The following is a 22,815-nucleotide window of genomic DNA, read 5'->3' as shown; positions in this document are numbered from 1 at the left end:
GAGTCTAAAGAGGCAGAGCGCGCAACTTGCTGATCCGCTGAATCGGTATCTCGTGCATAGAAGGCGCGGCGACCAATTTAGTGACCCCTTCGATCTCGGGCCACTTCCAGACGATGGTTGCCGCCACCTGGTTCATTGGCGTTTTCTGGTAAGCGGGCGCCAGAATAAATCCGTGAAGGCCGGCTGATCGCAAAGCCGCTCTCTCGGCTGGGTTTCTCAGAACGCGGCCATCCCCCGAGATGAAGATCCATGTCTCTGGTGCGCTTTGAAGATGTTTGATCCAGTCAATGTCGGCCGAGTGCCGACCGCCAGGAAGGCCTGGCACGTCCTTGATGTGAAAAGCACGATGCCCGTAATGGCTTATGAAACCGTCCAGAGTCGTAGCAAATAGCGGTGCGGTGCAGTTGTCAAACAGCACGTTCACGCCGCAATTCCATGCCCCATGGATGTCTCAAACTCAATAGATCGGCGGACGGACGCTTCCGGCACCAGATAGGCACGGGCGGCGCCAATAATCCCTTCCTGACGCGCAGCTGCTGCAAGGATCGCCGTCGGCACGCTTGAAGCGGCATCAATTGGCTGACCGAAAGACCGCGATGGGTCTACAACGACATTGAGCCGGCGACCGCCGGGCCACCACAAAAGCGGGTTGCCATCGTCGCCAAAATCGACAGTTTTTAAGATCGGCTCGATGATCCCTTTGAACTCATACTGGCGACGAAATAGGTTCAGGAGCCGTTCTCGCTCTTCGCCATCTTCGCCGGTTTCTATGACGGTTACAAAAATTTCCCGGCCGTCCGTTCGAAAGCGGTTGGTTGAAAGCGGACGGTCTTGACCAATGATATCTCGGGCAAGATGTATGGCCGCGCGAACACGCATCGCCGAAACTCCGGCGCGAATGAAGGCATCCGCGACCCGAACTTCCATAAGGTCTCGAAAGCCAAGAAAAACCCGCTCATCCCCCAAATCAACTTCAGGCGACCAAAGTGACGCGTACTTCTGGTCCTTAATGTTGTGGCCTCGGAGCCACCTAGCAATCTTGGCAGGACGGATATGCAAAAGCCGACCCGCTTCCGCAGGCGTGTAGACACCGACTCCGATCAGACTGTCCAATTCGATGCTCCCTTGCCTTATAGATTCAGCGTCTTGGGCGGCTGTCAATATGCGCGCTCAATAGTGACTGATCTGGCAAGCACAATCTACGATTTGCATGATTTTCGCTTTCCGCATGCGGGTAGCTATGCGGTAGCTTGCAACTGTAGACAAAGAAGAAGCCGCACTAGACGGCCTTCTTATCTGCTTGATTCCCTCTAGAGGAAACTGGAGCGGGTGAAGCGATTCGAACGCTCGACCCCAACCTTGGCAAGGTTGTGCTCTACCCCTGAGCTACACCCGCTCGCACGGCGTCTTGGCCGCAAGCCGGGCCTATATGGCTGAAGAGCGCGGCGATTGCAACAGGGAAATCACAGGCTTTTTGTGACACGCCGCGCGGGGCCGGCAAGCCGCCGGCGGGCGCGTGAGTGGCGGGCGGCGGGGCGCCAGCGCGAAGGGCGGTGCCGCTCACCATGATGTCGCATGACGGTCTTGTGTCGGCTGCCCCATTGGCCGTAAACGGCTGGCTTGAGAAACGGAACGAAACCGATGCCGAAGACCGAAGCCGATTTGATGGCCTTTCTCGCTGAACTCGGGATTGCCGCCTCGACGAAGCGCCATCCGCCGCTCTACACGGTCGCGGATTCGCAGGCGTTGCGCGGCGAAATCGCCGGCGGGCACACGAAGAACCTGTTCCTGAAGGACAAGAAGGATAATTTCTTCCTGGTCACCGTCGGCGAGGACGCGGTCGTCGACCTGAAGCAGATCCACCAGGTGATCGGCGCCGCCAGCCGGGTCTCCTTCGGCAAGCCGGAGATGCTGATGGAGCTGCTCGGCGTCACACCGGGCGCCGTGACGGTCTTTGGCGTCATCAACGACACGGCAAACAGGGTCAAGCTCGTGCTCGACAAGGATTTGATGGAGCATGCGGTGATCAATGGGCATCCGCTGACCAATGAGGCGACGACATCGATCGCGGCGCGGGACCTGATCAGATTCGTCGAGGCAACCGGGCACGATGCTGCTATCTTGAAAGTCTCCGTGTGATCGCCACATGGATGGCTTGAGTCAGATGGTCTGAAGCATAGGGCGCCTGGCCGCCGGCCGGCGGCGCCACGGAAGGGTAAAGAGATGAGCGACAACAATCCGTTCGGCGGCTCCTTTGGCGGTAATGGCGGCCAGTACACCACCTCGGTGCAGTATGGTGGAGCGGCGCCGGCGCCGGCGAAAGTCGCGCTTGGCGATGCGCCCGCCGCTCCCGCCGATGTGATCAAGGACACGACGACGGCTGCCTTTGCCGCCGATGTCATCCAGGAATCGCGCCGCCAGCCGGTGCTGGTCGATTTCTGGGCGCCCTGGTGCGGGCCTTGCAAGCAGCTGACGCCGCAGTTGGAGAAGGCGGTCAAGGCCGCCGGCGGCAGGGTCAAGCTGGTCAAGATGAACATCGACGACCATCCCTCGATCGCCGGCCAGCTCGGCATCCAGTCTATCCCGGCGGTCATCGCCTTCAAGGACGGCCAGCCGGTCGATGGCTTCATGGGCGCCATCCCGGAGAGCCAGATCAACGAATTCATCACCAAGGTCGGCGGCAAGGGCAATGGCGCGCCGCCGGTGGCGGAAGCCCTGGCCGCGGCGACCGAAGCGCGCGAGGCCGGCGACATGCAGACCGCGGCCGACATTTATGACGCCATCCTGGCGCAGGCGCCGGAGACGATCGAGGCGATCGCCGGACTGGGCGAACTGTTGTTCGACACCGGCGACACGGAAGGCGCCGAGGCGCTTTTGGCAACAGCCCCGGAGGCCAAGAAGGATGCGCCGCCGCTGGCAGCCCTGCGCGCCAGGATGGCGGTTGCGGCGCAAGCGGCGGCTCTCGGCAATCCAGCCGAGTTCGAGCGCCGGCTGGCGGAAAATCCTGGGGATCACCAGGCGCGCTTCGATCTGGCCATGATCCAGAACGCCAACGGCGACCGCACTGCGGCCGCAGACAATCTGCTGGCCATCATCAAGGCCGACCGAAGCTGGAACGAGGATGGCGCCAGGACGCAATTGCTGCAGCTGTTCGAGGCATGGGGCATGACCGACGAGGCAACGCTTGCCGCGCGCCGCAAATTGTCGGCATTGCTGTTTTCCTGAGCCGTTTGCCGGTTGTTTTGCCGCACGGGCTTGGCGTCGGCCATGACTGCGCCAGATTAGAACTGCCATGACGCGCTTCTGGTGAAGCGATCGGAGGAATATGGTGCAAGCGGGAAACGCGCATTACCGGCTCGCCAAGGATTTGCCGTCGACGATCCCGATCTTTCCGCTCGAGGGTGCGCTTTTGCTGCCGGGAGGGCGCATGCCGCTCAACATCTTCGAGCCGCGCTATCTGCAGATGGTGGACGAGGCGATTGCCGGCTCGCGGCTCATCGGCGTCATCCAGCCCAGTCTCGACGGCGCCTTGCGCGGCGATGGCGAGCCGGAACTCTGCAATGTCGGTTGCGCCGGGCGCATCATCGCCTTTTCCGAGAGTGGCGACGGCCGCTACCTGATTTCGCTGCAGGGCGTGTGCCGGTTCCGCATCGCCCACGAATTGACCGTCAAGACGCCGTTTCGCCAGTGCAAGCCCGCGCCTTTCCTTGCCGATCTCGACGAGGATCAGGCGGACAACGAGATCGACCGGCCATCGCTGCTCAAGGCGTTTCGCGCCTATCTGCAGGCCAACGATTTGGAGGCCGACTGGGAAAGCGTCAGCCGCGCCGAAAATGCCATGCTGGTCAATGCGCTGTCGATGATGGCGCCCTACGGGCCGGCCGAGAAACAGGCGCTGCTCGAAGCAGCCGACCTGAAGACCCGGGCGGAGACGCTGATCGCCATCACCGAAATGGCGCTGGCGCGCGAGAATGAGGACTTTGGCTCGAGTTTGCAGTAATTTGCAGTAAGATGTGTCGATATTCAGGTGAGACCGGCCTGCAAGTGGCGGCTTCCTGCGCTTCCCCGTTCTACCGCGTTGCGGTAGAACTGAGCTCACGTACGAAAAGTACGCTCCGCTCCGGTTCTCAGTATCAGCCATTTTCGACTCGGCCTGACCTGAATCTCGGCACATCTTAGGCCCGCAACTGGCTGGGAAGAGAATCTTATGGCGGCGGACGGACGTGACGAGAGGAAGGTCGACCCCAAGCTGCTGGAGCTGCTGGCCTGCCCGCTGACCAAGGGGCCGCTGGCCTGGGATCCAGAGCGCGGCGAACTGATTTCCAGGGTCGCCAAGATTGCCTATCCGGTGCGTGACGGCATCCCGATCATGCTGCCCTCCGAGGCGCGGACGCTTTCGGTGGAGGACGTGCTCGCCCCGCCGCCGCCACGCTTGGGTGGGCCGGGCTGAGTTCTTGCACCACAGGCTGGCGAGGTGGGCGGGACAGCACCCCCCTCTGGCCTACCGGCCATCTCCCCCGCAAGGGGGGAGATTGGATGTAGTCTCGGCTTTCGCTAATCTCCACGGTTGCTGGAATGTGCGAAAGCGCCAAAGCTGCCAATCTCCCTCCTTGCGGGGGAGATGTCCGGCAGGACAGAGGGGGGTGCTGTCCCGCTGCCATCGAAGTTTTTGACACTACTGAAAATTCCGCCCCTTGGGCATGACCCTTTCCGCTTCTTCCGACAGCGTTGCGAGATCCTGCCGGATCGGTGCGCTTTGTTCGGCGGGGCTGGAGTGATCCGAACGCTCCTTGGCGAGGTCTCCCGGAGGAGCCGCTGGTGCGGCTTCGCTGACCTTCTCCAGAAGCACGGTCAGCCAGGGCGTCAGATCCTCGATCCTCTCGGCGACGATGTGGACCACGCCCGATTCCGACTGCAATTTTCCGGTGACCTTGACGAAACGGGCACCCATGACGATGGGTCGGTAACGGTCGAAGGTTCTTTGCCAGAAGATGACGTTGGCCACCGCCTTGTCGTCTTCCAGCGTCAGGAAGATCGCGTTGCCCTTGCCGGGACGCTGCCGCACCAGCACGAGGCCGGCGACGGAGACGCGCCTGCCATCGCGCACGGAAGGCAGGTTCGCATTGGGGATGACGCCGGCGCGGTCGAGCCGCTCGCGCAGGAAGGCGACCGGATGCGCCTTCAGCGACAGGCCGAGCGCGCGGTAATCATGGATGACATGCTCGCCGAGCGGCATTTTCGGCAGCTTCGTCTCGGGCTCCAGCTCGCGCAGGCGAAGCGCCGGCTGGTCGAACAGCGGCAGCCTTTCGGCGGCGCTCTTGCCGTCGAGCGCGCGTACCGCCCACAACGCTTCGCGACGATCAAGGCCGAGCGAGCGGAAGGCATCGGCCTGCGCCAGTTTTTCGATCTCGCCGACATCAAGGCCGGAGCGCAGCCAGACATCCCGGACGGATCCGTAGCCTGAGCCGCGCCGTTCGACGAAGGCCGCCATGCGCTCCTTCGACAGGCCCTTGATCTGGCGGAAGCCGAGCCGGACGGCATGCTTCGTCTCGATGACGCCGCGCATTTCGGCATGGCGCGGGAGGATACGGGCCGGATCGAACGGCGCCTTTTCCAGCGTACAATCCCACACCGAAAAATTGACGTCGACGTCGCGAATGTCGACGCCATGGTCGCTTGCGTCGCGCACCAACTGGGCCGGCTGGTAAAACCCCATCGGCTGTGAATTCAGGATCGCGGCGCAGAACACGTCGGGATAGAAGGTCTTGAACCAGCAGGAGGCATAGACGAGCAGGGCGAAGGAAGCGGCATGGCTTTCGGGAAAGCCATATTCGCCAAAGCCCTCGATCTGCTTGAAGCAGCGCTCGGCGAAGTCTCGTTGATAGCCTTTCTTGACCATCCCTTCGACCATCAGCGTTTCATAGTTTTTGATCATGCCACTGCGCTTAAAGGTGGCCATAGCGCGTCTTAGCTTATCCGCCTCACCAGGCGAGAAGCCCCCGGCATCGATCGCGATCTTCATTGCCTGCTCTTGAAACAACGGCACACCGAGAGTTCGCTCCAGAATGGCTTGAAGTTCCTTGCTCGGATACTCGACCTTCTCCTTTCCCTGCCGTCGACGAAGGTAGGGGTGCACCATATCGCCCTGGATAGGACCGGGTCGCACGATCGCCACTTCGATGACCAGATCATAGAATGTGCGGGGCCTGAGACGCGGCAGCATCGACATCTGGGCACGCGATTCAATCTGAAAGACGCCCAATGTGTCGGCACGGCAGATCATGTCGTAAACGCGGCTATCCTTTTGCGGAATTGTCGCAAGGGTCAGCCGCCGGTCATACTTGTCCCTTACTCCGTAGTGGGTTTCCAGCAGATCGAAAGCACGCCTCAGGCAAGACAGCATGCCAAGCGCCAGCACATCGACTTTGAGGATGCCGACATTATCCAGGTCATCCTTATCCCATTCGACCATCTTGCGTTCGTCCATCGCCGTCTTGACGATGGGCACGATCTCATCGAGCCGGTCTTTGGTGATGACGAAGCCGCCGACATGTTGCGACAGATGACGGGGAAAGCCCATGATATCGTTGGAGCGTTCGATCACCAGTTTTGCCAGCGGGTCGGTGCGGTTGATGCCGCCAGCGTGAGCCTCCTTCTCGCCAAGTTCGGAGGTCGACCAACCCCAGATCGTGCTCGCCAAAGCGCTTCTGACATCTTCCGACAGGCCCATTGCCTTAGCCACTTCGCGTAGCGCCGAACGGCCGCGATAGCTGATGACGGCTGCGGCCAAGGCTGTGCGTTTGGCGCTGTATTTATTGTAGATATAGGCGATGACCTCATCACGCCTCTCATGTTCGAAGTCGACATCGATGTCTGGAGGTTCGTCGCGCTCCGTCGAAACAAAGCGCTCGAAAAGAACGTCCAGAAGGCCAGGATCTACCTCCGTAATCTCCAGACAATAGCAGATGACGGAGTTTGCGGCGGAGCCGCGACCCTGACACAGAATGCCGACCTCTTCCGAACGCGCGAACCGAACGATGTCGCGAACGGTGAGAAAATAACGGGCGTATTTCTTCTGACCGACAATTTCGAGTTCGTGCCGGATGAGTCCTTCCACTTTGTCAGGGATGCCCTCGGGGTAACGTTTCCTGGCGCCCTCCCAAGTCAATCTCTCCAGTTCCGTCTGAGGGTCGACGCCTGCCTCAGTCGTCTCCTCTGGATAGTTGTGCTTCAGCTCCTCAAGGGAAAAACCCAGGCTTTCCGCAAACCGCAAGGTCTCGGCCAATGCTTGCGGATGCCTGCGGAACAGGCGCGCCATCTCCATCGGTGGCTTCAGATGGCGCTCAGCATTGGCGGTGAGTTGCAGCCCGACCTCGGCGACGGGGGTGTTGAGGCGGATCGCGGTCAGCACGTCCTGCAGCGGGCGCCGTTCGGCGGTGTGATAGAGAACGTCGTTGGTCGCCATCAGCGGAATACCGACGCTCTCGGCAAGAGCCGCGGCCTGCTCGATGCGGAAACGGTCATTGCCGGCGTAGTCGGGCGAAACGGCCAGACGGAGATTTCTGCCGAAACGATCCTTGAGCAGCCGAAGCAAGGCGAGACCGTCCTGCGCCCCCGCCGACAGATCGGGCAGGACTGCCAGCGACATCAGATCCCCCCATTCGAGCAGGTCGCTGCGCTGGAGAAGGGTGGCGCCCTTTTCGTTCTCGTCGCGCAGATTGGCCTGGGTGAGCATGCGGCACAGATGCCCCCAGCCCTTGCGGTCCTGGGGATAGGCGAGGATGTCCGGCGTGCCGTCGCCAAAAACCAGCCGGCAGCCGGGATGATAGGAGAGTTTTTCGACCTTGGCCTGCTGCCAGGCGCGCACCACGCCGGCCACCGTGTTGCGGTCGGCAAGTCCGATCGCCGAGAAGCCCAGGAGCTTGGCCGCGACCACCAGCTCCTCCGGCTTGGAGGCGCCGCGCAGGAAGGAGAAATTCGACTGGATGCCGAACTCGGCAAAGGGAATGACGGTCAGCGCGTTCATGCGAAGACACCATGCATGAACCAGCGCGGCGGGACCTGCGTGTTGCCGTAAAGACCTTGCCGGTAAAGCCAATAGCGGCGACCATCGGCGTCCTCGATACGGAAATAGTCGCGGGTTGACGTGATCGGATCGCTCGCTGCCTCGCGCCACCATTCGGCGGCGATGCGTTCTGGCCCTTCGGCGCGCGTGACCCGGTAGAGCGCGCGCCGCCAGCGGAAGTGCAGCGGTGGTCCTTCCGGCATTTCAGTGGCCGGCACATCGATGGGTTCGGGCGAGCGGAACAGCCGGATTGGCCGTTCCGGCGGAAAAATGGTTTGTGGCGCCTGCAGCCTGCCGGGCTTTTTCGGCGGCGTGGTCCGGCGCGGCGCTTCGGTGAAGGGGATCGTGGCGACGGCGCGCTCCGGCAGATGGCTTTCGACCGCGACCGGCCGGAGAACCGCGCCCTCGCCGAGCCGGGCGCGGATGCGGTCGGCGAACAGCGCGATATCGGCACCGTCGTCGGTCGTTTCGCCAGTCAGATCGGCCTGCTGCATGTCGAAGGTGGCTGCCGCCAACACCGAGAGCCGCACCAGATCGAAACCATAGCCGGCATCGATATCCTGTTCGAGCGCGGCCAGCCTTTCATGGAACAGTTTCTGGATCAGCATGGGTTCGCGCATCGGCCGCGAGGTGCCGATGGCGATGCGGCTGACGGCGCCGTCGACGCGAAAGAGCAGCAGCGCCAGTGTCCTGGCACCCTCGCCGCAGCGTTCGAGATCGGTTTTCAAGGTCGCCGCCAGCATGCCCACCAGCCGTTCGATGTCCTCGGTCAGGGTGACGGGTTCGGCGAGGTGGCGTTCGACCGAAAGCGGCGCAACGGGAAGGCGCGGCGAGACGGCCTCGTCGAGGCGGCCAAGCGCCTGATCGAGGCGCAGGAGCAGCAAGGCGCCAAAGCGGCGGGCGAGCGGCGCGCGCGGTGCCGCCATGACGGCACCCGCCGTGCGCAGGCCGACGCTTTCCAGGCTGGTGCGGGTCGAGGGTTCTATGCGCAATGCGGCCAGCGGCAGGGGCGCCAGCAGCGCTTCCTCCTCGCCTGGCACAACGATGCGGTCGCCGCAAAAGCGTGCCGCCGCCCAGGCCGCACCCGGCGTCGCGGCAAGTCCGGCGCGGACATCGAAACCCTGGTGGAAGAAACGCGACAGGATGTCGTCCAGCATGGCACGTTCGCCGCCGAACAGATGGGTGCAGCCGGTGACGTCGAGAAACAGGCCGTCCGCGCCATCCAGCGCCACCAGCGGGGTGTAGCGGTCGCACCAGTCGGCAAGGCCTTCGAGCAGGCGGCGGTCGGCTTCCGGATCGGCCTCGACGATGTCGATCGACGGATGCATGGCGCGCGCATCGGCGATGCCCATGTCGCGCTTCAGGTGCAGGGCCTCAGCCCGCTCGTCGAGGGCCGAGATGCGCTGTGCGTTGCGGTCGCGATGGCTGATCACGAGCGGCGGGTGAGATGGGTGATCCGACGGCCGGGAACGCCAGGACCGCCCCAGACGCTGGCGCAGGACCCTTTCCGCCGCCAGATAGGGAAACCACAGGGACAGGATTCTTTGGCCGGTTTCTTTCCCCACCTGCTCCTTCGTGGCCCGCTCTTTCGTCGAATGCGCATTCATCGGGATTCCACTCCAGTGTGAATTGTCCAGGCAGGGCCGTGCGGCTCTTGCCGATGGTGAGGGTGAAGGCCGGGCGGCCGATCGAGCCGGCCAGCGGCCCGGCGATGGTGTCGCGCGGCACCGCCGGTGCCGACGTGACGATGAGGCGGACGGGTGCCGCCGTCGGTTCGGGCTCGGCCGCCTGCCGCAGCAGGAACACCGGGCGGCCGGCCGCTTGCGCCCTTGCATGCAGCCGGCGTGTCGCGGTCAGGTCAAGCCGCTGCGGATTGCCGCGAATTTCGAGGATGACAGCGGCGAGCGCCGTCATCCGGGCCGCCTCCTCCGCGACCCACAGCGCATCGACAAGTCTCGGTGCCTCGGAAAACAGCAATTGCTCCGGCTCAATGCCGAACGAGGCGTGAAGCCCCCTGGCATAGGGAAAGCCGGCCTCGCGAAAGATCTCCGATGTGCCGATCCACAGCACCGGCAGCCCCGGCGTTTGCTTGAGGATCAGGCTTGTGAGCGACAAAGCGAAGCCGGCGACGGCCCCGGCATCGCGGGTTTGCGTGCCATGGATTTCGCTCAGGGCGGCCTTCGGCAGGCCGCCGCTCAGGGCGGCGTCGAGGCGCTCGACGCCAATAGGCAGGAACGCGTCCGGCAACGCCTCGGCAATGCCACGCCGGACGATTGTGAGATCGGTGTTGACGTCGGCATCAAAGGGCGCGGCGGCCGGCGCAGCCAAGCGCTCGGGCAGCGTTCCCTCGATTTTCGCGATCTGGCGGCGCAGGGCAAAAACAGTCTCCCGCGCCACGGCGGTCATCGCCATGACGGTCAGCTTCCACTCACATTGTTCCTGTTATGTTCCCTATAGATTCCAGAGCGCATCCCAAGAGTCAAGCAGACACATGGGGAATTTATTCCTCTCCGCGCGGATGACGCAGGCGCATCGGCCCGTGTCATTTGCCGATTACGGTGCGAAAGCCTATATGCCGGGATCAAAGGACAAAGCATGGCACGCATCTACAAGACCCGCACCTGGCACGACGAACTCTCGCCCTCGATGGACGAAATGGAGTTCCTGGCGCTGGAGGCGTACGCCCATCTGCCGGAGGATTTTCGCAAGCTGACCGGCGAGATCGTCATCCAGATCGCCGAATTCCCGACCGACGAGATCATGGACGATCTGTCGCTAGAAACGCCGTTCGACCTGCTCGGCCTGTTTGAGGGACGCGGCATCGCCGAGCGCTGGAATCCGCAGACCGGCGAAGGCCCGAACCGGATCACGCTCTACCGCCGCGCCATCCTCGACTACTGGTCCGAGAACGAAGAGACGCTGGGCGACATCGTCACCCACGTGCTGATCCACGAGATCGGCCACCATTTCGGCCTGTCGGACGATGATATGGAGAAGATCGAAGAGGCGGCGGAATAGCTGGTTCTGCGTCGCGTGAAATGTCCATTCCTATCCAGTCGGTCCAGAACCCAGCGGCGGCAAGGGTTTCTGGGATCTCGCTTCAGATAGGTTGGTCATTCGGCTGATGAAAAGATGCAGCGCCTTGCGCACGGCGAGCGATGGCGGCTCGGACGGATGCCACTCCGGAAAATGACCATCAACCACCATTCGTGCCAACCCATAGACAAAGGCACGAGCGGCAAGAACCAGATGATCGAAATCCGCGTTCGCAGCCAGTTGACCCTGGTGTTGCGCTTGGGTCAGCAGGTCGATCATCTTCCGGCGAATGGCCTCATTCTGACCGCGAAGACTGTCCGACGCGTCGAAATCAATCAGGGTTCGGGAACTGATGATCTGGAAATGCGTGGGATTGGCGATCGCCCATTCCAGATAGCCTTGTCCGATTGCTTCGAAGGCCACGATGGGATCCGCGCTGTCGACTGCTGAAAGTGCATTGGCAACGGCCTCTGTCAGCCGGTTCATGGCCTGTTCGGCGACCGCGGTCAGCAGCGCTGTTTTCGACTGAAAATGCCGGAAGGGGGCGCCGGGGGAAACGCCGGCCCGCTTTGCGGCTTCGCGCACGCTTACATTGTCGGGGCCGCCTTCCTCGACAAGTTGAATTGCAGCATCGATCAACGTGTCCCGCAAATGGCCATGGTGGTAGCCGGTGCGGTGAGGCGTCTTGGCGTTTGCCATCTCTTCTCCTTCGTTTTCGTTCCGGAGGCCTGCTTCACGCATCTGTAGCACGATCCGCGATTTATGTAATCACTGTTTACAATGCAGGCAAGAGCATGTAAGCAGTGATTACAGATGGGATCGGAACAGGCCTGCGGTCTTCGCGGCTCCCGTTTTCCCGGATGAGGAAACGAAGATGCTTGCCAGAACCGCCGAACCCCGCCGTCCGCAATCGCTCATTTCGCTGAGGAGTTCAGCCGAAGAACCTCAGCGCAAAGAGAATTCCACGACCATCCAGTCGAGCGCGGCTGTGCCCAGCGCTACGCTTTATCGGCTTGCCTCCGCGGCCGGCGTCGGAAGCGCGCTTATTCTCCTGGTCAACGCGGCCAAACGCAGCTCGCTCATCGCGACCACCGATCTGACGCAACTTCTCGCACCGGTCGCCGAGATATTGGCGCTTGGTCTTGTCGTCGGCCTGTTTCTTGCGTTTGGCCGGCGCGCGGGCCTGTTCGGCACCATCGCGTTTGTCATCAACTTCGTTGCACTGGCAAGTTTGGTCGGTGTGGAAGTGGTGATCAATCTGGTATTTTCGAAACTTCCGCTGACAACCATCATCGAGCTGCGCGCCGGCCCTCTCGGACTGGCTTTGGTCGTCAGTTCGTTCCTTTTTCTGCTTGGGACACTTGCGTTTGTAATCTCTCTTGTCGTTGCAAGAGGCGTTCCGCGCATTCCACTCGCCCTCTATTTCATTGGCGCGGTGCCTATCGCGCTCCGTGCGTTCGTGCCGGAGTGGGCTCTTGACCTGGGCCTGGTGACGCTTGCGGCAGCCATCGCCTGGCTGGCCGGCTGGCTGTGGATGCGAGCGGAGCCTACCAGTCGCTGAGCTTCGTATCGGGTCCGTATTCCTGGCCGTCTATATCCTTGACCACGGCCTGGCCGCAACGCATCGCTTTGGCCTTCTTGTCGTAGGCATAGGTCGGCGAGCCGAACAGGTGCCAGCCCTTGTTCAGCGCCGCCGTCACCTTGTGGCAGAAGCTGGCATCGTCCGGAGCGGACAGAAAGCGGTAGAGTTTCATTGTTCAATTCCTGTCGTGAGTAGCTATAGCTCGCCCGCATCCATCGAGCATTTATGACCCGATGGCGGCTGCCTTCGCCAGCAGTTTTTCGGCCTGCGCCAAGTGCAGCCGCTCGACCATCCTGCCGTTCAGCGCGATCACGCCCTTGCCGGCATTTTCCGGCAGCGCGAAGGCTTCCTTCACCGAGCGCGCCTCGGCCACCGCTTCCATGGACGGCGCAAAGGCTCGGTTCGCGGCTTCGATCTGGGCCGGGTGGATAAGGCTCTTGCCGTCGAACCCCATGGCTGCGGCTTCCGCGCATTCATGTGTGAAAGCGTCGAGGTCACGAAAATCGTTGGAGACGCCGTCGAGCATGTCGATGCCGCCGGCGCGCGCGGCCAGCACCATCTGCATCAGCCATGGCACGAGGTAGCGTCGATCAGGCGTTGCCAGAATGCCGGTCTCCTTGACCAGATCATTCGTTCCGGCAACGAAACAATTTAGCCGCGAGGCCGGATCACGGCCAAGCTCGGCGATGGCGCCGATGTTGAGCAGCGCCTTGGGCGTCTCGATCATCGCCCATAGTTTCACGCTATCGGGGACAAAATTGTCGTCAAGCACATCGCCGGCCTCGAGCAGGTCGCGCGGCGTGTCGACCTTGGGCAGAAGGATGCCGTCGGGCTCACAGCTTGCGGCAGCCAGCAGGTCGTCGGCGCCCCATTCGCTTGATATCGCATTGATGCGCACGATCATCTCGCAGCGTCTGCCAATATGGCTGGCAACGGGATGGCCGGCGAAAATGCTGGCCAGTTTTTCGCGGGCAGTGATCTTGTCGGCCGGAGCGACGGCGTCTTCCAGGTCGATGATGATTGCGTCGCAGGCAAGCTGCGCGATCTTGGCCAAGGCCTTGTCATTGGAGGCCGGGATGTAGAGCACGGAGCGGCGCGGGCGATAGGTTTCCATGGGTGATCTATGCCGCCTGCGGTTGTTGGAGGCAAGCGCGCAGGGCTGTGCGCCCACCCTCCCCCTTGTGGGGAGGGTCGCTGCGAAGCAGCGGGGTGGGGGTGCGGCGCCGGACCCCCACCCGGACCTGCGGTCCGACCTCCCACAAGGGGGAGGTAGACGCTCGGCGTCCCGACCCTGCACGAAAACTGCACATGCCTGCGGAAAACCTCCTCGCATCCGCCCCACCCTTTCCCCGTCGGCCTGACAAACAGGCGGCATGCAAAAGCGAGCAAAACCCTATTGGTTCCTGCCTCACCGGCTGCGCAGCGAAGGCTGGTGGCTGGCCGATCGCCGCGCGCGAACGCCACGGCGATCCTCATTCCCTTTGTCCGCAGAACCCCGCCGGCAATCCGGCCGGACGCCATCAGGAAGGCCAGGTCATGATATCCTTCTTCACCGCCGCGCCGAGCTATTGCAGCCGCTTCGGTGTCGCCATCCTGCTGGCAGCACTTGCGGATTCTCTCTTTTATGGCCAACCCGCCGGCATCACGGTTTTCCTGTTTGCCACCCTGATTGCCGCCGCGGTGGTCGCCGTGCATCCCGCGGCCTTCAGCGACGGCAGGGTCTGGCTCAAGCCCGCCGCCTTGCTTGTCGCGCTGCTGCCGCTGGCTGAAAACGTCAGCACCCTGTCAGTTTCGATCGCGCTGGCGGCGCTGACCGTCTTTGCGCTTTCGCTGAGCGGGCGGCTGCGGCACAGCATCGCCCGCATTGCCGGCCAGATCGCGCTGTTCGGGCTGGCGGCGCCGTTCCGCTTCGCCAATGATTTCATCCGCTGGCGCAAGACGGCGCGCCGGTTCGGCCGACGGCGCATCCGGCTGGCGGCGATCGCTGTCTGGGTGATGCCGCTGACGCTGGGCGCCGTCTTCCTGGCGCTGTTCGGCGCCGCCAACCCGGTCATCGACTACTGGCTGTCGCTGATCGATCTTCTGAAGCTGCTCGATCTTATCCAGCTGGCGCGGATTGCCTTCTGGCTGTTCGTGCTCGCCGGCGTCTGGGCATTTCTGCGGCCGCGCCTGCCGCGCCTGGTTCGTCGCATCCCGCACGCGGCGCCGGCCGTCAGCGCTCAAGCCGACAAAACCGTCACCACCATCGAAGACATCCTGTTCGGCAAGGCCGCCATCCTGCGCGCCCTGATCGTCTTCAACGTCCTGTTTGCGCTGCAGACGGCGCTCGACGCCACCTATCTGTGGGGCGGGGCGGCCCTTCCCGACGGGCTGAGCTACGCGGCCTACGCGCATCGTGGCGCCTATCCCTTGATGGTCACTGCGCTGCTTGCCGCCGGCTTCGTGCTGGCAGCGCTGCGGCCAGGCAGCGAGACATCGGCCGATCCGCTCATCCGCCGGCTGGTCTATGCCTGGGTGGCGCAGAACATCATGCTGGTCATTTCGTCGATCCTGCGGCTCGACCTCTATGTCGGCATCTATGCATTGACCTACTGGCGCGTCGCCGCCTTCGTCTGGATGGGGCTGGTCGCATCGGGGCTTGCCCTGATCATCGCCCGCATCGCACTGGGAAAATCCAACGAATGGCTGCTGTCCGCCAATCTTCTGACGTTATCTCTGGCGCTTTATGCCGGCTGTTTCATCAATTTTGCAGCGACGATCGCCAACTACAATGTCGACCATTCCCTCGAAATGACCGGCCAGGGCATTCCCCTAGACGCCTGGTATCTTCACTCGCTCGGTCCGGGCGCGTTTCCCGCACTCGATCGGTTCCTCGAGCAGCAGGGCAAGACGGCGGCCGCCGGCACTGTCCGCGAACTGGCTGGCGTGCGCGGCAGCGATGAAATCTGGTATCGAACTATCCAGCAGAACTGGCGGGCCTGGAGCTTTCGCGACTGGCGGCTGCTTCGATATCTCGACACCAAGGGGCCGTTCGTGATTCCCTCCGCAATCGAACTTTCCATGCCGGGCCGCTGATCCATGCCGCATCACATCCTCGTCGCCGACGATGACCCGCACATCCGCGAGGTGATCTGCTTTGCGCTGGAAAAGGCCGGCATGAAAACGACAGGGGTGGCCGACGGTGCCGCCGCCCTGCAAGCGATCGGCCGCCGGGCGCCGGATCTTGTCGTGCTCGACATCGGCATGCCGGAGATGGACGGGCTGGAGGTCTGCCGGCGACTGCGGCACACATCCGATGTGCCGGTGCTGTTCCTGTCCGCGCGCGACGAGGAGATCGACCGCATCCTCGGGCTCGAAATGGGCGGCGACGACTATGTGACGAAACCATTCAGCCCGCGCGAACTGGTCGCCCGCGTCAACGTCATCCTGCGGCGCGCCCGCCCGGCGGCGCCCGAACCGACCGACGACAGGCAATTTTCGCATGGCAAACTGGCTCTGGCGCCGGCCAGTCACGCCGCCAGCTTCGACGGCAAGGCGCTTGCCCTGACGGGGATCGAATTCTCGATTTTGAAAGGGTTTCTGACGCGGCCCGCGCATGTGCTCGACCGCGACGCGGTGATGGCCAGCGCCTATGCCGCAAACATCCATGTCGCCGGCCGAACCGTCGACAGCCATATCCGCAACATCCGCGCCAAGCTGGCAGCAGTGGGTTGCCTGGATGTTATCGAGACGGTGCATGGCGTCGGCTTCCGGCTCGGCCGATGCGGCTGACGACTTCCGGCAAATGGGTCGGCCGCAAATGGCGGCCACGGCTTGCCACGGTCGTCGTCGCCATCCTGATCATGGTGATGGCCCTGCCATTGGTCGGCTTGTTCTTCTTCCGCCTCTACGAGAACCAGCTGATCCGTCAGACCGAAGCGGAGCTGATCGCGCAAGGGGCGGCCATCGCCGCTATCTATGCGCAGGATGTGCGCGATGCCGGCATCCCGCCGGAAAAACTCGGCGCGCCGATGCCGGGGCCAAGCGGGGATTCAAGCCGAAGCGTCAATCCTGACCCGCTGTACAGGCCGATCGAGCCGCAGCTCGATCTTGCCTCGGATTATGTGCTGCCGACCCGGCCGGCGGCGATGCCTGCGATCGTCGATCCCACCTTTGCCGCGATCGGTACCCGTCTGTCCGGTATTCTCGACGCCACGCAGAAAACCACGCTGGCCGGCTTCCGGCTGCTCGATCCCCGGGGCGTCGTCATCGCCGGTCGTGGCGAGGTCGGCCAGTCGCTCGGTGCGGCCGAGGAGGTGCGCACAGCGCTTGCCGGTCACTATGCCAGCGCGCTCAGGCTGCGCATTCCCGACCAGCCGACGCCACCGCTCTATTCGGTCAGCCGCGGCACCAAGGTGCGTGTCTTCGTCGCCCTGCCGGTCGCCGTCGATGGCAAGGTCGCCGGCGTCGTCTATGTGTCGCGGACGCCCAACAACATCATCAAGCATCTCTATGGCGAACGCGGCAAGGTGACGTTGGCGGCGATTGCTATAATCGGCGGCACGCTGCTCATCGGCATGGTTTTCCTGCGTACCGTCAGCCGGCCGATCTATGCGCTGATCGACCGAACCGAGCGCATAGCCGCCGGCGACCGCGCGGCGATCCGGCCGCTCGACCATCACGGCACGCGAGAGATGGCGGAGCTGTCCGCAGCCTTCCTCGACATGGCCGAGAAGCTTCAGGCGCGGTCGGACAGCATCCAGACTTTCGCCACCCATGTCTCGCACGAGCTCAAATCGCCGCTGACAGCGATCCAGGGCGCGGCCGAACTGCTGCGCGATTCCGGTGGCGCTATGGACGATACGGAGCGGCGGCGCTTTTCCGACAATATCGTCACCGACGCCGGGCGGCTCAATCTGCTGGTTCGCCGTCTGCTCGACCTAGCGCGTGCCGAAAACCTGGCGCCGAGCGGCGAAAGCACATCGATCGGTGCGGCGCTGGCGCTGCTGCCCGTCGACAACAGGCTGGCGGTTTGCGTCGGAGCCGGCGGCGACATCAGATTGCGCATATCGGCCGAGAACGCGGCTATCGTGCTGGCCAATCTCATCGACAATTCGGCCAGGCACGGCGCGACGGCGGTTTCTGTCTCCGCTACGAGCGCCGACGGCAAGGCGAGCATCCTGGTCAGCGACGACGGCGCCGGCATTTCGCCGAGCAATCGGGCGCGCATTTTCGAGCCGTTCTTCACCACGCGGCGCGAACAGGGCGGCACCGGCATGGGGCTCGGCATCGTGCTGGCCCTCCTGAAAGCGCATGATGGTATGATCGCGCTGGTTGACAGCGAACGCGGCACGCGCTTCGAGATCATTGTGCCGGTGGCGTGACGGACACCATCGGCCGGATCGGAGAAAAAATGCGCTACGACATCGTCATCATCGGTGGAGCCATCGTCGGCTCCTCGGTCGCCTATTACCTGCGTGAGCAAGGGTTTTCCGGCACGATCGCGCTGGTCGAGCGTGATCCGCAATTCGCGCATGCGGCAACGACGCTGTCCATGGCTTCGATCCGCCAGCAATTCTCGATCCCGGAAAACATCCGCCTGTCGCAGTTCACGCTAAAACTGTTCCGGCGGCTGAAGGAAGAGTTCGGGGATGATGCCGATATCGGCTTTCGCGAGGGCGGCTACCTCATCCTTGCCGGCGAGGACGGCTTGCCGATCCTCAAGAGCAATCACGAGGCGCAGATCGCGGAGGGCGCCGACATCGTGCTCGAGGATGCCGACCAGCTTACGCGCCGGTTCCCGTGGCTGTCGACCGAGGGCATTTCAGCCGGCGCCTATGGCCGCACCGGCGAAGGCTGGTTCGACGCGCATGCGATGCTGACGCTGTTCCGAAAGGCGCTGCGGCAGAAGAAAGTCGATTTCATCGCCGCCGATGTCACCAGCATCGCGCGCGATGGCAACCGCGTCACGGGAGTGAGCCTCGGCAATGGCGAGACGCTGAAGGCCGGCATCGTCGTCAACGCCGCCGGCCCGAACGCCGGCAAGGTGGCTGCCATGGCCGGGCTTGAACTCCCGGTCGAGCCGCGCAAGCGCAATGTCTTCGTCTTCGAGGCGCGCGAGAAATATGCCGACATGCCGCTGCTGGTCGATCCCTCCGGCATCTATGTTCGTCCGGAAGGCTCGGTCTACCTCACCGGCGGCGCCGAACCGGAGGAAGGCGACCGCGCACCCGATCCCGGTGACTTCGAGGTAAGCTGGCCGCTGTTCGAAGAGGTAATCTGGCCGGTGCTGGCGACCCGCATTCCCGCCTTCGAGGCAATCAAGCCGACCCGCGCCTGGGCCGGCCACTACGACTACAACACGCTCGACCAGAACGCGGTGATCGGTCCGCATCCCGAAGTCGGCAATTTCATCTTCGCCAACGGATTCTCCGGCCACGGCCTGCAGCAGGCGCCGGCGGTCGGCAAGGCGCTGGCCGAACTGATCGTGCATGGTGGCTACCGCACGGTGGACTGCTCGGCGTTTGGGTATGAGCGGGTGGCGGAGGGAAGGGCGTTCCGGGAATTGAATGTGATTTGAGCGATCAGCGCAGACCGCCGTTCTATCGAGTTCCCCCCTCTGGCCTGCCGGCCATCTCCCCCGCAAGAAGGGAGATCGGCAGCTTCAGCGCCTTGCTCTTTCCTGCGACGCAGGAATTGGCGAAAGCGGTTGAGCGCTCAATCTCCCCCCTTGCGGGGGAGATGTCCGGCAGGACAGAGGGGGGTGCTGTCCCGCTAGCCGTTGCAAGTCAGGTGACCGCACGTCAGCCCTTGCGGTCGAACCAGAAGGCGTCGGCCATGCGCTTCATGCCGATACGTTCGTAGAAGCCGACGGCGTCGGGCATGGAGATCAGGCTGATGGCGACCGATGGTCCAAGCTGCCGCCGCGCCTCGTCCATCAGGCCCTTGCCTATGCCGAGCCCCTGCGCCGATCGGGAAACGGCGAGTTCGGAGATGTAGCAGACCCCAGGAGAAGTCGGTGATCGCCCTGATAACGCCGATCAGCGGCTTGCCCTCGACGTCGAGGCGCGCGGTCAGTACCAGGTTGGCGCCCGACAGCATCGCCCGCAGCCGTGCTTCATCATCGACCGGCCGTGTCTCGCCGAGGCCGGATTCGACCAGCACGCGACGGAATTCGGCGATGTCGAGCGCGGCTTCGCTGTTATAGAGGACGTGTGCGTTTTCTGCCATGTCCGCCAGACTGCACCATCGGGCTGGCTTGTGCCACCGTGCACGAACAGTTGCCTTTTATTTGCCGCCGGCTTTGTGTAAACCGTGCCTCAGCAATCCCCCCGCAACGAAAACACGGGCAAAAGCCATGGAAAAGTTCACCAAGCTCACCGGCGTCGCCGCTCCGATGCCGATCGTCAATGTCGACACCGACATGATCATCCCGAAGGATTACCTCAAGACGATCAAGCGCACCGGGCTCGGCACCGGCCTGTTCGCCGAAATGCGCTACAAGGATGACGGCTCGGAAAACCCGGATTTCGTGCTCAACAAGCCGGCCTACCGCAAGGCGCAGATCCTGGTTGCCGGCGACAATTTCGGCTGCGGTTCCAGCCGCGAGCACGCACCGTGGGCGCTGCTCGACTTCGGCATTCGCTGCGTCATCTCGACCTCGTTCGCCGACATTTTCTACAACAACTGCTTCAAGAATGGCATCCTGCCGATCACCGTCAGCCCCGAGGATCTCGAGAAGCTGATGGACGACGCCTCGCGCGGCTCCAATGCCACCGTGTCGGTCGACCTCGAATCCAAGGAAATCCGTGGTCCCGACGGCGGTGTCGTCACCTTCGACCTTGACGATTTCAAGCGGCACTGCCTGCTCAACGGGCTCGACGACATCGGCCTGACCATGGAGAAGGCCGGCGCCATCGCCTCGTTCGAGAAGCGCAACGCCGAACAGCGCCCCTGGGCCTGAGCGGTACACACTCCAGGCGGAGGCCCGGCCGCTTTTCAGGCCTTCGTTGCGCCGGGTTCGTTGCGACTGAGTGGAGGGACAGTCATGACACGTTTGCTTCTTGCCGGCGTTTGCGGGCTGGCCTTGTTGCTGGGGCAAACCGTGAGCGCGTTTGCGCAGACACAGGCACCCGCCAACCAGCCGGCCCCGGCGACGGACCAGCCGTCCGCCGATCAGGGGACGAACGCCGCCGACGCTGCCGATGACGACAAGCAGGCGCCCGTCCCTTTCGAAGGCGGCACGCTGACCATCACCCAGAAGGAACAGTATGGCGAGAAGGTGCTTGCCTATGACGGCCAGCAGCTGGCCACCAACTATGACGTCTTCTTTGACAGGATCGTGGAAGTCGGCGGCGTCAAGGTGGCGCTGTTCGATGTCGGCGACGGCGGCAACCAATGCGGGCCGGCGACGGTGATCGTCTGGAAACCGGAAGGTGGCACGATCCAGAGCACAATGGTCGAGCAGGACCAGTGCGGCGCCCCGCCCTCGGCGGTGTCCGACAATGCCATCTATTTCGTGCCGTATCTGTTGCCGGGGGATGAGAAACCGGCTTTGCAATGGTCGCCGACCGATGGGCTGACGATTTCGGGCAATCTGACCTACATGCCGGAACCCGGCACGGACTGGAAAGACATCGATCCGGAAAAGTACCAGAACATCATCGACGCTTTCCACAATGAGGCTGTCTACAAGGAAGCCGAAAAGCTGCTGGGCAAGGACATGCCCGATATGGCGACCAGCCTGCTGGTCGGCGGCGGCACGGAAAAGACCGCTTCGGGCGCCTTCTACGCCAGCGGCTGCGTGCCGCATGATTGCGGCGGCAATGACGGCTTCATGGCGGTCGACCCGGCCAAGCAAAGGCTCTATTTTGCGCGCCGCGGCGACAATGGCAAGCCGCAGGCGTGGCCTGATGTGGCGACATGGCCGGCCGATGTGAAGGCGGCGTTGGACAAGGCGCTGGGGTCTGCGAACTAGGCATTTCGGCGGTGAACCAAAAGCTGTTTCGCCGCGATCCTTCACACCCCCCTCTGCCCTGCCGGGCATCTCCCCCGCAAGGGGGAGATCGGCAGCTTGGCCGCTCTGCCTATCTCTGCACCGTTTGTAACTGGCGAAAGCATTCGAGACATCCGATCTCCCTCCTTGCGGGGGAGATGGCCGGCAGGCCAGAGGGGGGTGCTGTCCCGCCGACATAAAAATGCCTTTGCAGCGCCAGTCGCTCTGCGTTGACCCATGGTCAGATCTGCCCTTTCCCTGCAAAATGGCCCACCACAACTCACGAGAACCCCATGCGACAACTGATCTCCACCGGTTCGCCCTTCGAAAAGACCGCCGGCTATTCGCGCGCGGTGGTGCAGGGCGATTGGTGTTTCGTGTCGGGAACGACCGGCTACGATTATGCGACGATGACGATGCCCGATACGGTCGAGGCACAGACGCGCAATTGCCTGGCGACGATCGGCAAGGCGCTTCGTGACGGCGGCTTCGAGATGACCGATGTGGTGCGGGCGCATTACTACATCACCGACCAGGCCTTCGTGGACATCGTCTTCCCGATCCTCGGCGAGACGTTCGGCGACATCAGGCCGGCGGCGACGATGATCGTCTGCCAGCTCAACAGACCGGAAATGAAGATCGAGATCGAAGTGACGGCGCTGCGGCGCACGGCATGAAAGGCAGGCCGATGAAAGTCCGGCGTATCGTTGCCAACATCGAGACATCTAATATCGCGGCGGCGAAGCGCTTCTATCAGGACGTGCTCGGCCTCGACGTGCTGATGGACCTTGGCTGGATCGCGACCTACGGTTCCGATCAAGAGATGCAGGTGCAGGTCAGCTTCATGGCGCAAGGCGGCTCCGGTACGCCGGTGCCGGATCTGTCGATCGAGGTCGACGATGTCGATGCGGCGCTCGACGCCATGAAGGCCGCCGGCTTCGCCATCGAATACGGACCGGCCGACGAGCCCTGGAGCGTGCGGCGCTTCTATGTGCGCGATCCGTTCGGCCGGCTGGTCAACATTCTCTCGCACAGGTGATGGTTTAGCTCGGGTTCCTCGCCCCCACGTGAGTGGGGGAGAGCGACTATCTGGGGTGTCAAGTTGCAATTACGAACTCGTTGCGCGCATCGCGTGCTTTTGCATTGAGGATGACCAGG

Annotated in this window: 22 protein-coding genes, 1 tRNA gene and 1 pseudogene; 14 read left to right on the top strand and 10 right to left on the bottom strand. The window is 63.0% G+C overall.

Going from position 1 to position 22,815, the window contains the following annotated elements:
• Nucleotides 1-4 precede the first annotated feature (4 nt).
• The 3 genes from NKI99_RS25710 to NKI99_RS25700 form a co-directional block, all read right to left on the bottom strand.
• On the bottom strand, nucleotides 5-424 hold the full coding sequence (locus NKI99_RS25710; protein WP_127297740.1) for a PIN-like domain-containing protein: 420 nt from the start codon (nucleotides 422-424) through the stop codon (nucleotides 5-7).
• Nucleotides 421-1,113 (bottom strand): hypothetical protein, encoded by a 693-nt coding sequence (locus tag NKI99_RS25705; protein ID WP_245490573.1) that lies wholly within the window; start codon nucleotides 1,111-1,113, stop codon nucleotides 421-423. The genes NKI99_RS25710 and NKI99_RS25705 overlap by 4 nt, the downstream gene beginning before the upstream one ends.
• 208 nt (nucleotides 1,114-1,321) lie before the next feature.
• Nucleotides 1,322-1,396 (bottom strand) — tRNA-Gly (locus NKI99_RS25700).
• A 245-nt stretch (nucleotides 1,397-1,641) separates the two neighbouring features.
• On the opposite strand from NKI99_RS25700, the gene NKI99_RS25695 reads away from it, so the two are divergent.
• The 4 genes from NKI99_RS25695 (at nucleotide 1,642) to NKI99_RS25680 (ending at nucleotide 4,450) form a co-directional block, all read left to right on the top strand.
• A complete protein-coding gene (locus NKI99_RS25695; protein ID WP_023810886.1) occupies nucleotides 1,642-2,139 on the top strand; it encodes a prolyl-tRNA synthetase associated domain-containing protein in 498 nt (165 codons plus the stop codon).
• An 84-nt stretch (nucleotides 2,140-2,223) separates the two neighbouring features.
• Nucleotides 2,224-3,225 (top strand): thioredoxin, encoded by a 1,002-nt coding sequence (gene trxA, locus NKI99_RS25690; protein ID WP_352612537.1) that lies wholly within the window; start codon nucleotides 2,224-2,226, stop codon nucleotides 3,223-3,225.
• A 103-nt stretch (nucleotides 3,226-3,328) separates the two neighbouring features.
• Nucleotides 3,329-4,000, top strand: coding sequence for an LON peptidase substrate-binding domain-containing protein (locus NKI99_RS25685; RefSeq protein WP_023810888.1), 672 nt, complete (start codon nucleotides 3,329-3,331; stop codon nucleotides 3,998-4,000).
• A 207-nt stretch (nucleotides 4,001-4,207) separates the two neighbouring features.
• Nucleotides 4,208-4,450: a Trm112 family protein gene (locus NKI99_RS25680; RefSeq protein WP_127261272.1), complete on the top strand. Its 243-nt coding sequence runs from the start codon at nucleotides 4,208-4,210 to the stop codon at nucleotides 4,448-4,450.
• Nucleotides 4,451-4,675: 225 nt separating this feature from the next.
• Here NKI99_RS25680 and NKI99_RS25675 read toward each other — a convergent pair whose 3' ends face one another.
• From NKI99_RS25675 to NKI99_RS25665, 3 genes are read right to left on the bottom strand one after another with little or no spacing between them, the layout of a single operon-like run.
• A complete protein-coding gene (locus NKI99_RS25675; protein WP_352612535.1) occupies nucleotides 4,676-8,026 on the bottom strand; it encodes an error-prone DNA polymerase in 3,351 nt (1,116 codons plus the stop codon).
• Nucleotides 8,023-9,498 carry a DUF6504 family protein gene (locus NKI99_RS25670; protein WP_352612534.1) on the bottom strand — a complete coding sequence of 492 codons (1,476 nt, stop codon included), beginning with the start codon at nucleotides 9,496-9,498 and terminating at the stop codon, nucleotides 8,023-8,025. Before NKI99_RS25670 ends, NKI99_RS25675 begins: the two co-directional genes overlap by 4 nt.
• Nucleotides 9,440-10,477: an ImuA family protein gene (locus NKI99_RS25665; protein ID WP_352612533.1), complete on the bottom strand. Its 1,038-nt coding sequence runs from the start codon at nucleotides 10,475-10,477 to the stop codon at nucleotides 9,440-9,442. The genes NKI99_RS25670 and NKI99_RS25665 overlap by 59 nt, the downstream gene beginning before the upstream one ends.
• 183 nt (nucleotides 10,478-10,660) lie before the next feature.
• Between NKI99_RS25665 and NKI99_RS25660 the strand changes: the two genes are divergently transcribed.
• Nucleotides 10,661-11,083, top strand: a complete 423-nt coding sequence (locus tag NKI99_RS25660) for a metallopeptidase family protein (RefSeq protein WP_023763026.1) — start codon at nucleotides 10,661-10,663, stop codon at nucleotides 11,081-11,083.
• A gap of 30 nt (nucleotides 11,084-11,113) precedes the next feature.
• Here NKI99_RS25660 and NKI99_RS25655 read toward each other — a convergent pair whose 3' ends face one another.
• Nucleotides 11,114-11,800, bottom strand: coding sequence for a TetR/AcrR family transcriptional regulator (locus NKI99_RS25655; protein ID WP_352612532.1), 687 nt, complete (start codon nucleotides 11,798-11,800; stop codon nucleotides 11,114-11,116).
• Between the two features lie 175 nt (nucleotides 11,801-11,975).
• Here NKI99_RS25655 and NKI99_RS25650 point away from each other — a divergent pair, with 175 nt between their 5' ends.
• Nucleotides 11,976-12,662: a hypothetical protein gene (locus tag NKI99_RS25650; protein ID WP_352612530.1), complete on the top strand. Its 687-nt coding sequence runs from the start codon at nucleotides 11,976-11,978 to the stop codon at nucleotides 12,660-12,662.
• Here the strand turns inward: NKI99_RS25650 and NKI99_RS25645 are convergent.
• Both NKI99_RS25645 and NKI99_RS25640 read right to left on the bottom strand, forming a co-directional pair.
• Nucleotides 12,649-12,855 carry a DUF1737 domain-containing protein gene (locus tag NKI99_RS25645; RefSeq protein ID WP_013528780.1) on the bottom strand — a complete coding sequence of 69 codons (207 nt, stop codon included), beginning with the start codon at nucleotides 12,853-12,855 and terminating at the stop codon, nucleotides 12,649-12,651. The two genes, NKI99_RS25650 and NKI99_RS25645, sit on opposite strands and share 14 nt — an antisense overlap.
• Before the next feature lie 51 nt (nucleotides 12,856-12,906).
• Nucleotides 12,907-13,797: an HpcH/HpaI aldolase/citrate lyase family protein gene (locus NKI99_RS25640; protein ID WP_352442389.1), complete on the bottom strand. Its 891-nt coding sequence runs from the start codon at nucleotides 13,795-13,797 to the stop codon at nucleotides 12,907-12,909.
• 422 nt (nucleotides 13,798-14,219) lie between these two features.
• Here NKI99_RS25640 and NKI99_RS25635 point away from each other — a divergent pair, with 422 nt between their 5' ends.
• Genes NKI99_RS25635 through NKI99_RS25620 form a run of 4 tightly spaced genes read left to right on the top strand, consistent with a single transcriptional unit; the run spans nucleotide 14,220 to nucleotide 19,242 of the window.
• Entirely contained in the window at nucleotides 14,220-15,758 is a 1,539-nt protein-coding gene (locus NKI99_RS25635) for a DUF4153 domain-containing protein (RefSeq protein WP_352612528.1), read from the top strand.
• A gap of 3 nt (nucleotides 15,759-15,761) precedes the next feature.
• Nucleotides 15,762-16,454, top strand: coding sequence for a response regulator (locus tag NKI99_RS25630; RefSeq protein WP_352612527.1), 693 nt, complete (start codon nucleotides 15,762-15,764; stop codon nucleotides 16,452-16,454).
• Nucleotides 16,445-18,046, top strand: coding sequence for an ATP-binding protein (locus NKI99_RS25625; protein WP_352612525.1), 1,602 nt, complete (start codon nucleotides 16,445-16,447; stop codon nucleotides 18,044-18,046). The genes NKI99_RS25630 and NKI99_RS25625 overlap by 10 nt, the downstream gene beginning before the upstream one ends.
• A gap of 29 nt (nucleotides 18,047-18,075) precedes the next feature.
• Complete coding sequence (locus tag NKI99_RS25620; RefSeq protein ID WP_352612523.1) at nucleotides 18,076-19,242, top strand: NAD(P)/FAD-dependent oxidoreductase; 1,167 nt, start codon at nucleotides 18,076-18,078, stop codon at nucleotides 19,240-19,242.
• 223 nt (nucleotides 19,243-19,465) lie between these two features.
• On the opposite strand, the pseudogene NKI99_RS25615 reads toward NKI99_RS25620, so the two are convergent.
• A pseudogene (locus tag NKI99_RS25615) lies at nucleotides 19,466-19,892 on the bottom strand (GNAT family N-acetyltransferase).
• Nucleotides 19,893-20,019: 127 nt separating this feature from the next.
• On the opposite strand from NKI99_RS25615, the gene leuD reads away from it, so the two are divergent.
• From leuD to NKI99_RS25595, 4 genes are all read left to right on the top strand, one after another.
• Nucleotides 20,020-20,625, top strand: a complete 606-nt coding sequence (leuD, locus tag NKI99_RS25610; RefSeq protein WP_127329306.1) for a 3-isopropylmalate dehydratase small subunit — start codon at nucleotides 20,020-20,022, stop codon at nucleotides 20,623-20,625.
• Between the two features lie 84 nt (nucleotides 20,626-20,709).
• A complete protein-coding gene (locus NKI99_RS25605) occupies nucleotides 20,710-21,639 on the top strand; it encodes an Ivy family c-type lysozyme inhibitor (RefSeq protein WP_352612521.1) in 930 nt (309 codons plus the stop codon).
• Nucleotides 21,640-21,950: 311 nt separating this feature from the next.
• Nucleotides 21,951-22,334 carry a RidA family protein gene (locus tag NKI99_RS25600; protein ID WP_023810902.1) on the top strand — a complete coding sequence of 128 codons (384 nt, stop codon included), beginning with the start codon at nucleotides 21,951-21,953 and terminating at the stop codon, nucleotides 22,332-22,334.
• A gap of 11 nt (nucleotides 22,335-22,345) precedes the next feature.
• Complete coding sequence (locus NKI99_RS25595) at nucleotides 22,346-22,696, top strand: VOC family protein (protein ID WP_023810903.1); 351 nt, start codon at nucleotides 22,346-22,348, stop codon at nucleotides 22,694-22,696.
• Nucleotides 22,697-22,815: the final 119 nt, after the last annotated feature.

This window comes from Mesorhizobium sp. M0239 (assembly GCF_040321815.1).
Taxonomy (GTDB): Bacteria; Pseudomonadota; Alphaproteobacteria; order Rhizobiales; family Rhizobiaceae; genus Mesorhizobium.
The sequence above is the reverse complement of the archived record's forward strand: the minus strand, read 5'-3'. Positions and strand labels throughout refer to the sequence as shown.

What these genes read in the sequence shown, in the direction of transcription:
- NKI99_RS25650 (WP_352612530.1), top strand. Translation starts at nt 11,976, where the DNA reads ATGCTTGCCAGAACCGCCGAACCCCGCCGTCCGCAATCGCTCATTTCG.
- leuD (WP_127329306.1), top strand. Translation starts at nt 20,020, where the DNA reads ATGGAAAAGTTCACCAAGCTCACCGGCGTCGCCGCTCCGATGCCGATC.
- NKI99_RS25680 (WP_127261272.1), top strand. Translation starts at nt 4,208, where the DNA reads ATGGCGGCGGACGGACGTGACGAGAGGAAGGTCGACCCCAAGCTGCTG.
- NKI99_RS25600 (WP_023810902.1), top strand. Translation starts at nt 21,951, where the DNA reads ATGCGACAACTGATCTCCACCGGTTCGCCCTTCGAAAAGACCGCCGGC.
- NKI99_RS25660 (WP_023763026.1), top strand. Translation starts at nt 10,661, where the DNA reads ATGGCACGCATCTACAAGACCCGCACCTGGCACGACGAACTCTCGCCC.
- NKI99_RS25655 (WP_352612532.1), bottom strand. Translation starts at nt 11,800, where the DNA reads ATGGCAAACGCCAAGACGCCTCACCGCACCGGCTACCACCATGGCCAT.
- trxA (WP_352612537.1), top strand. Translation starts at nt 2,224, where the DNA reads ATGAGCGACAACAATCCGTTCGGCGGCTCCTTTGGCGGTAATGGCGGC.
- NKI99_RS25625 (WP_352612525.1), top strand. Translation starts at nt 16,445, where the DNA reads ATGCGGCTGACGACTTCCGGCAAATGGGTCGGCCGCAAATGGCGGCCA.
- NKI99_RS25605 (WP_352612521.1), top strand. Translation starts at nt 20,710, where the DNA reads ATGACACGTTTGCTTCTTGCCGGCGTTTGCGGGCTGGCCTTGTTGCTG.
- NKI99_RS25635 (WP_352612528.1), top strand. Translation starts at nt 14,220, where the DNA reads ATGATATCCTTCTTCACCGCCGCGCCGAGCTATTGCAGCCGCTTCGGT.
- NKI99_RS25595 (WP_023810903.1), top strand. Translation starts at nt 22,346, where the DNA reads ATGAAAGTCCGGCGTATCGTTGCCAACATCGAGACATCTAATATCGCG.
- NKI99_RS25630 (WP_352612527.1), top strand. Translation starts at nt 15,762, where the DNA reads ATGCCGCATCACATCCTCGTCGCCGACGATGACCCGCACATCCGCGAG.
- NKI99_RS25665 (WP_352612533.1), bottom strand. Translation starts at nt 10,477, where the DNA reads ATGGCGATGACCGCCGTGGCGCGGGAGACTGTTTTTGCCCTGCGCCGC.
- NKI99_RS25695 (WP_023810886.1), top strand. Translation starts at nt 1,642, where the DNA reads ATGCCGAAGACCGAAGCCGATTTGATGGCCTTTCTCGCTGAACTCGGG.
- NKI99_RS25640 (WP_352442389.1), bottom strand. Translation starts at nt 13,797, where the DNA reads ATGGAAACCTATCGCCCGCGCCGCTCCGTGCTCTACATCCCGGCCTCC.
- NKI99_RS25645 (WP_013528780.1), bottom strand. Translation starts at nt 12,855, where the DNA reads ATGAAACTCTACCGCTTTCTGTCCGCTCCGGACGATGCCAGCTTCTGC.
- NKI99_RS25675 (WP_352612535.1), bottom strand. Translation starts at nt 8,026, where the DNA reads ATGAACGCGCTGACCGTCATTCCCTTTGCCGAGTTCGGCATCCAGTCG.
- NKI99_RS25620 (WP_352612523.1), top strand. Translation starts at nt 18,076, where the DNA reads ATGCGCTACGACATCGTCATCATCGGTGGAGCCATCGTCGGCTCCTCG.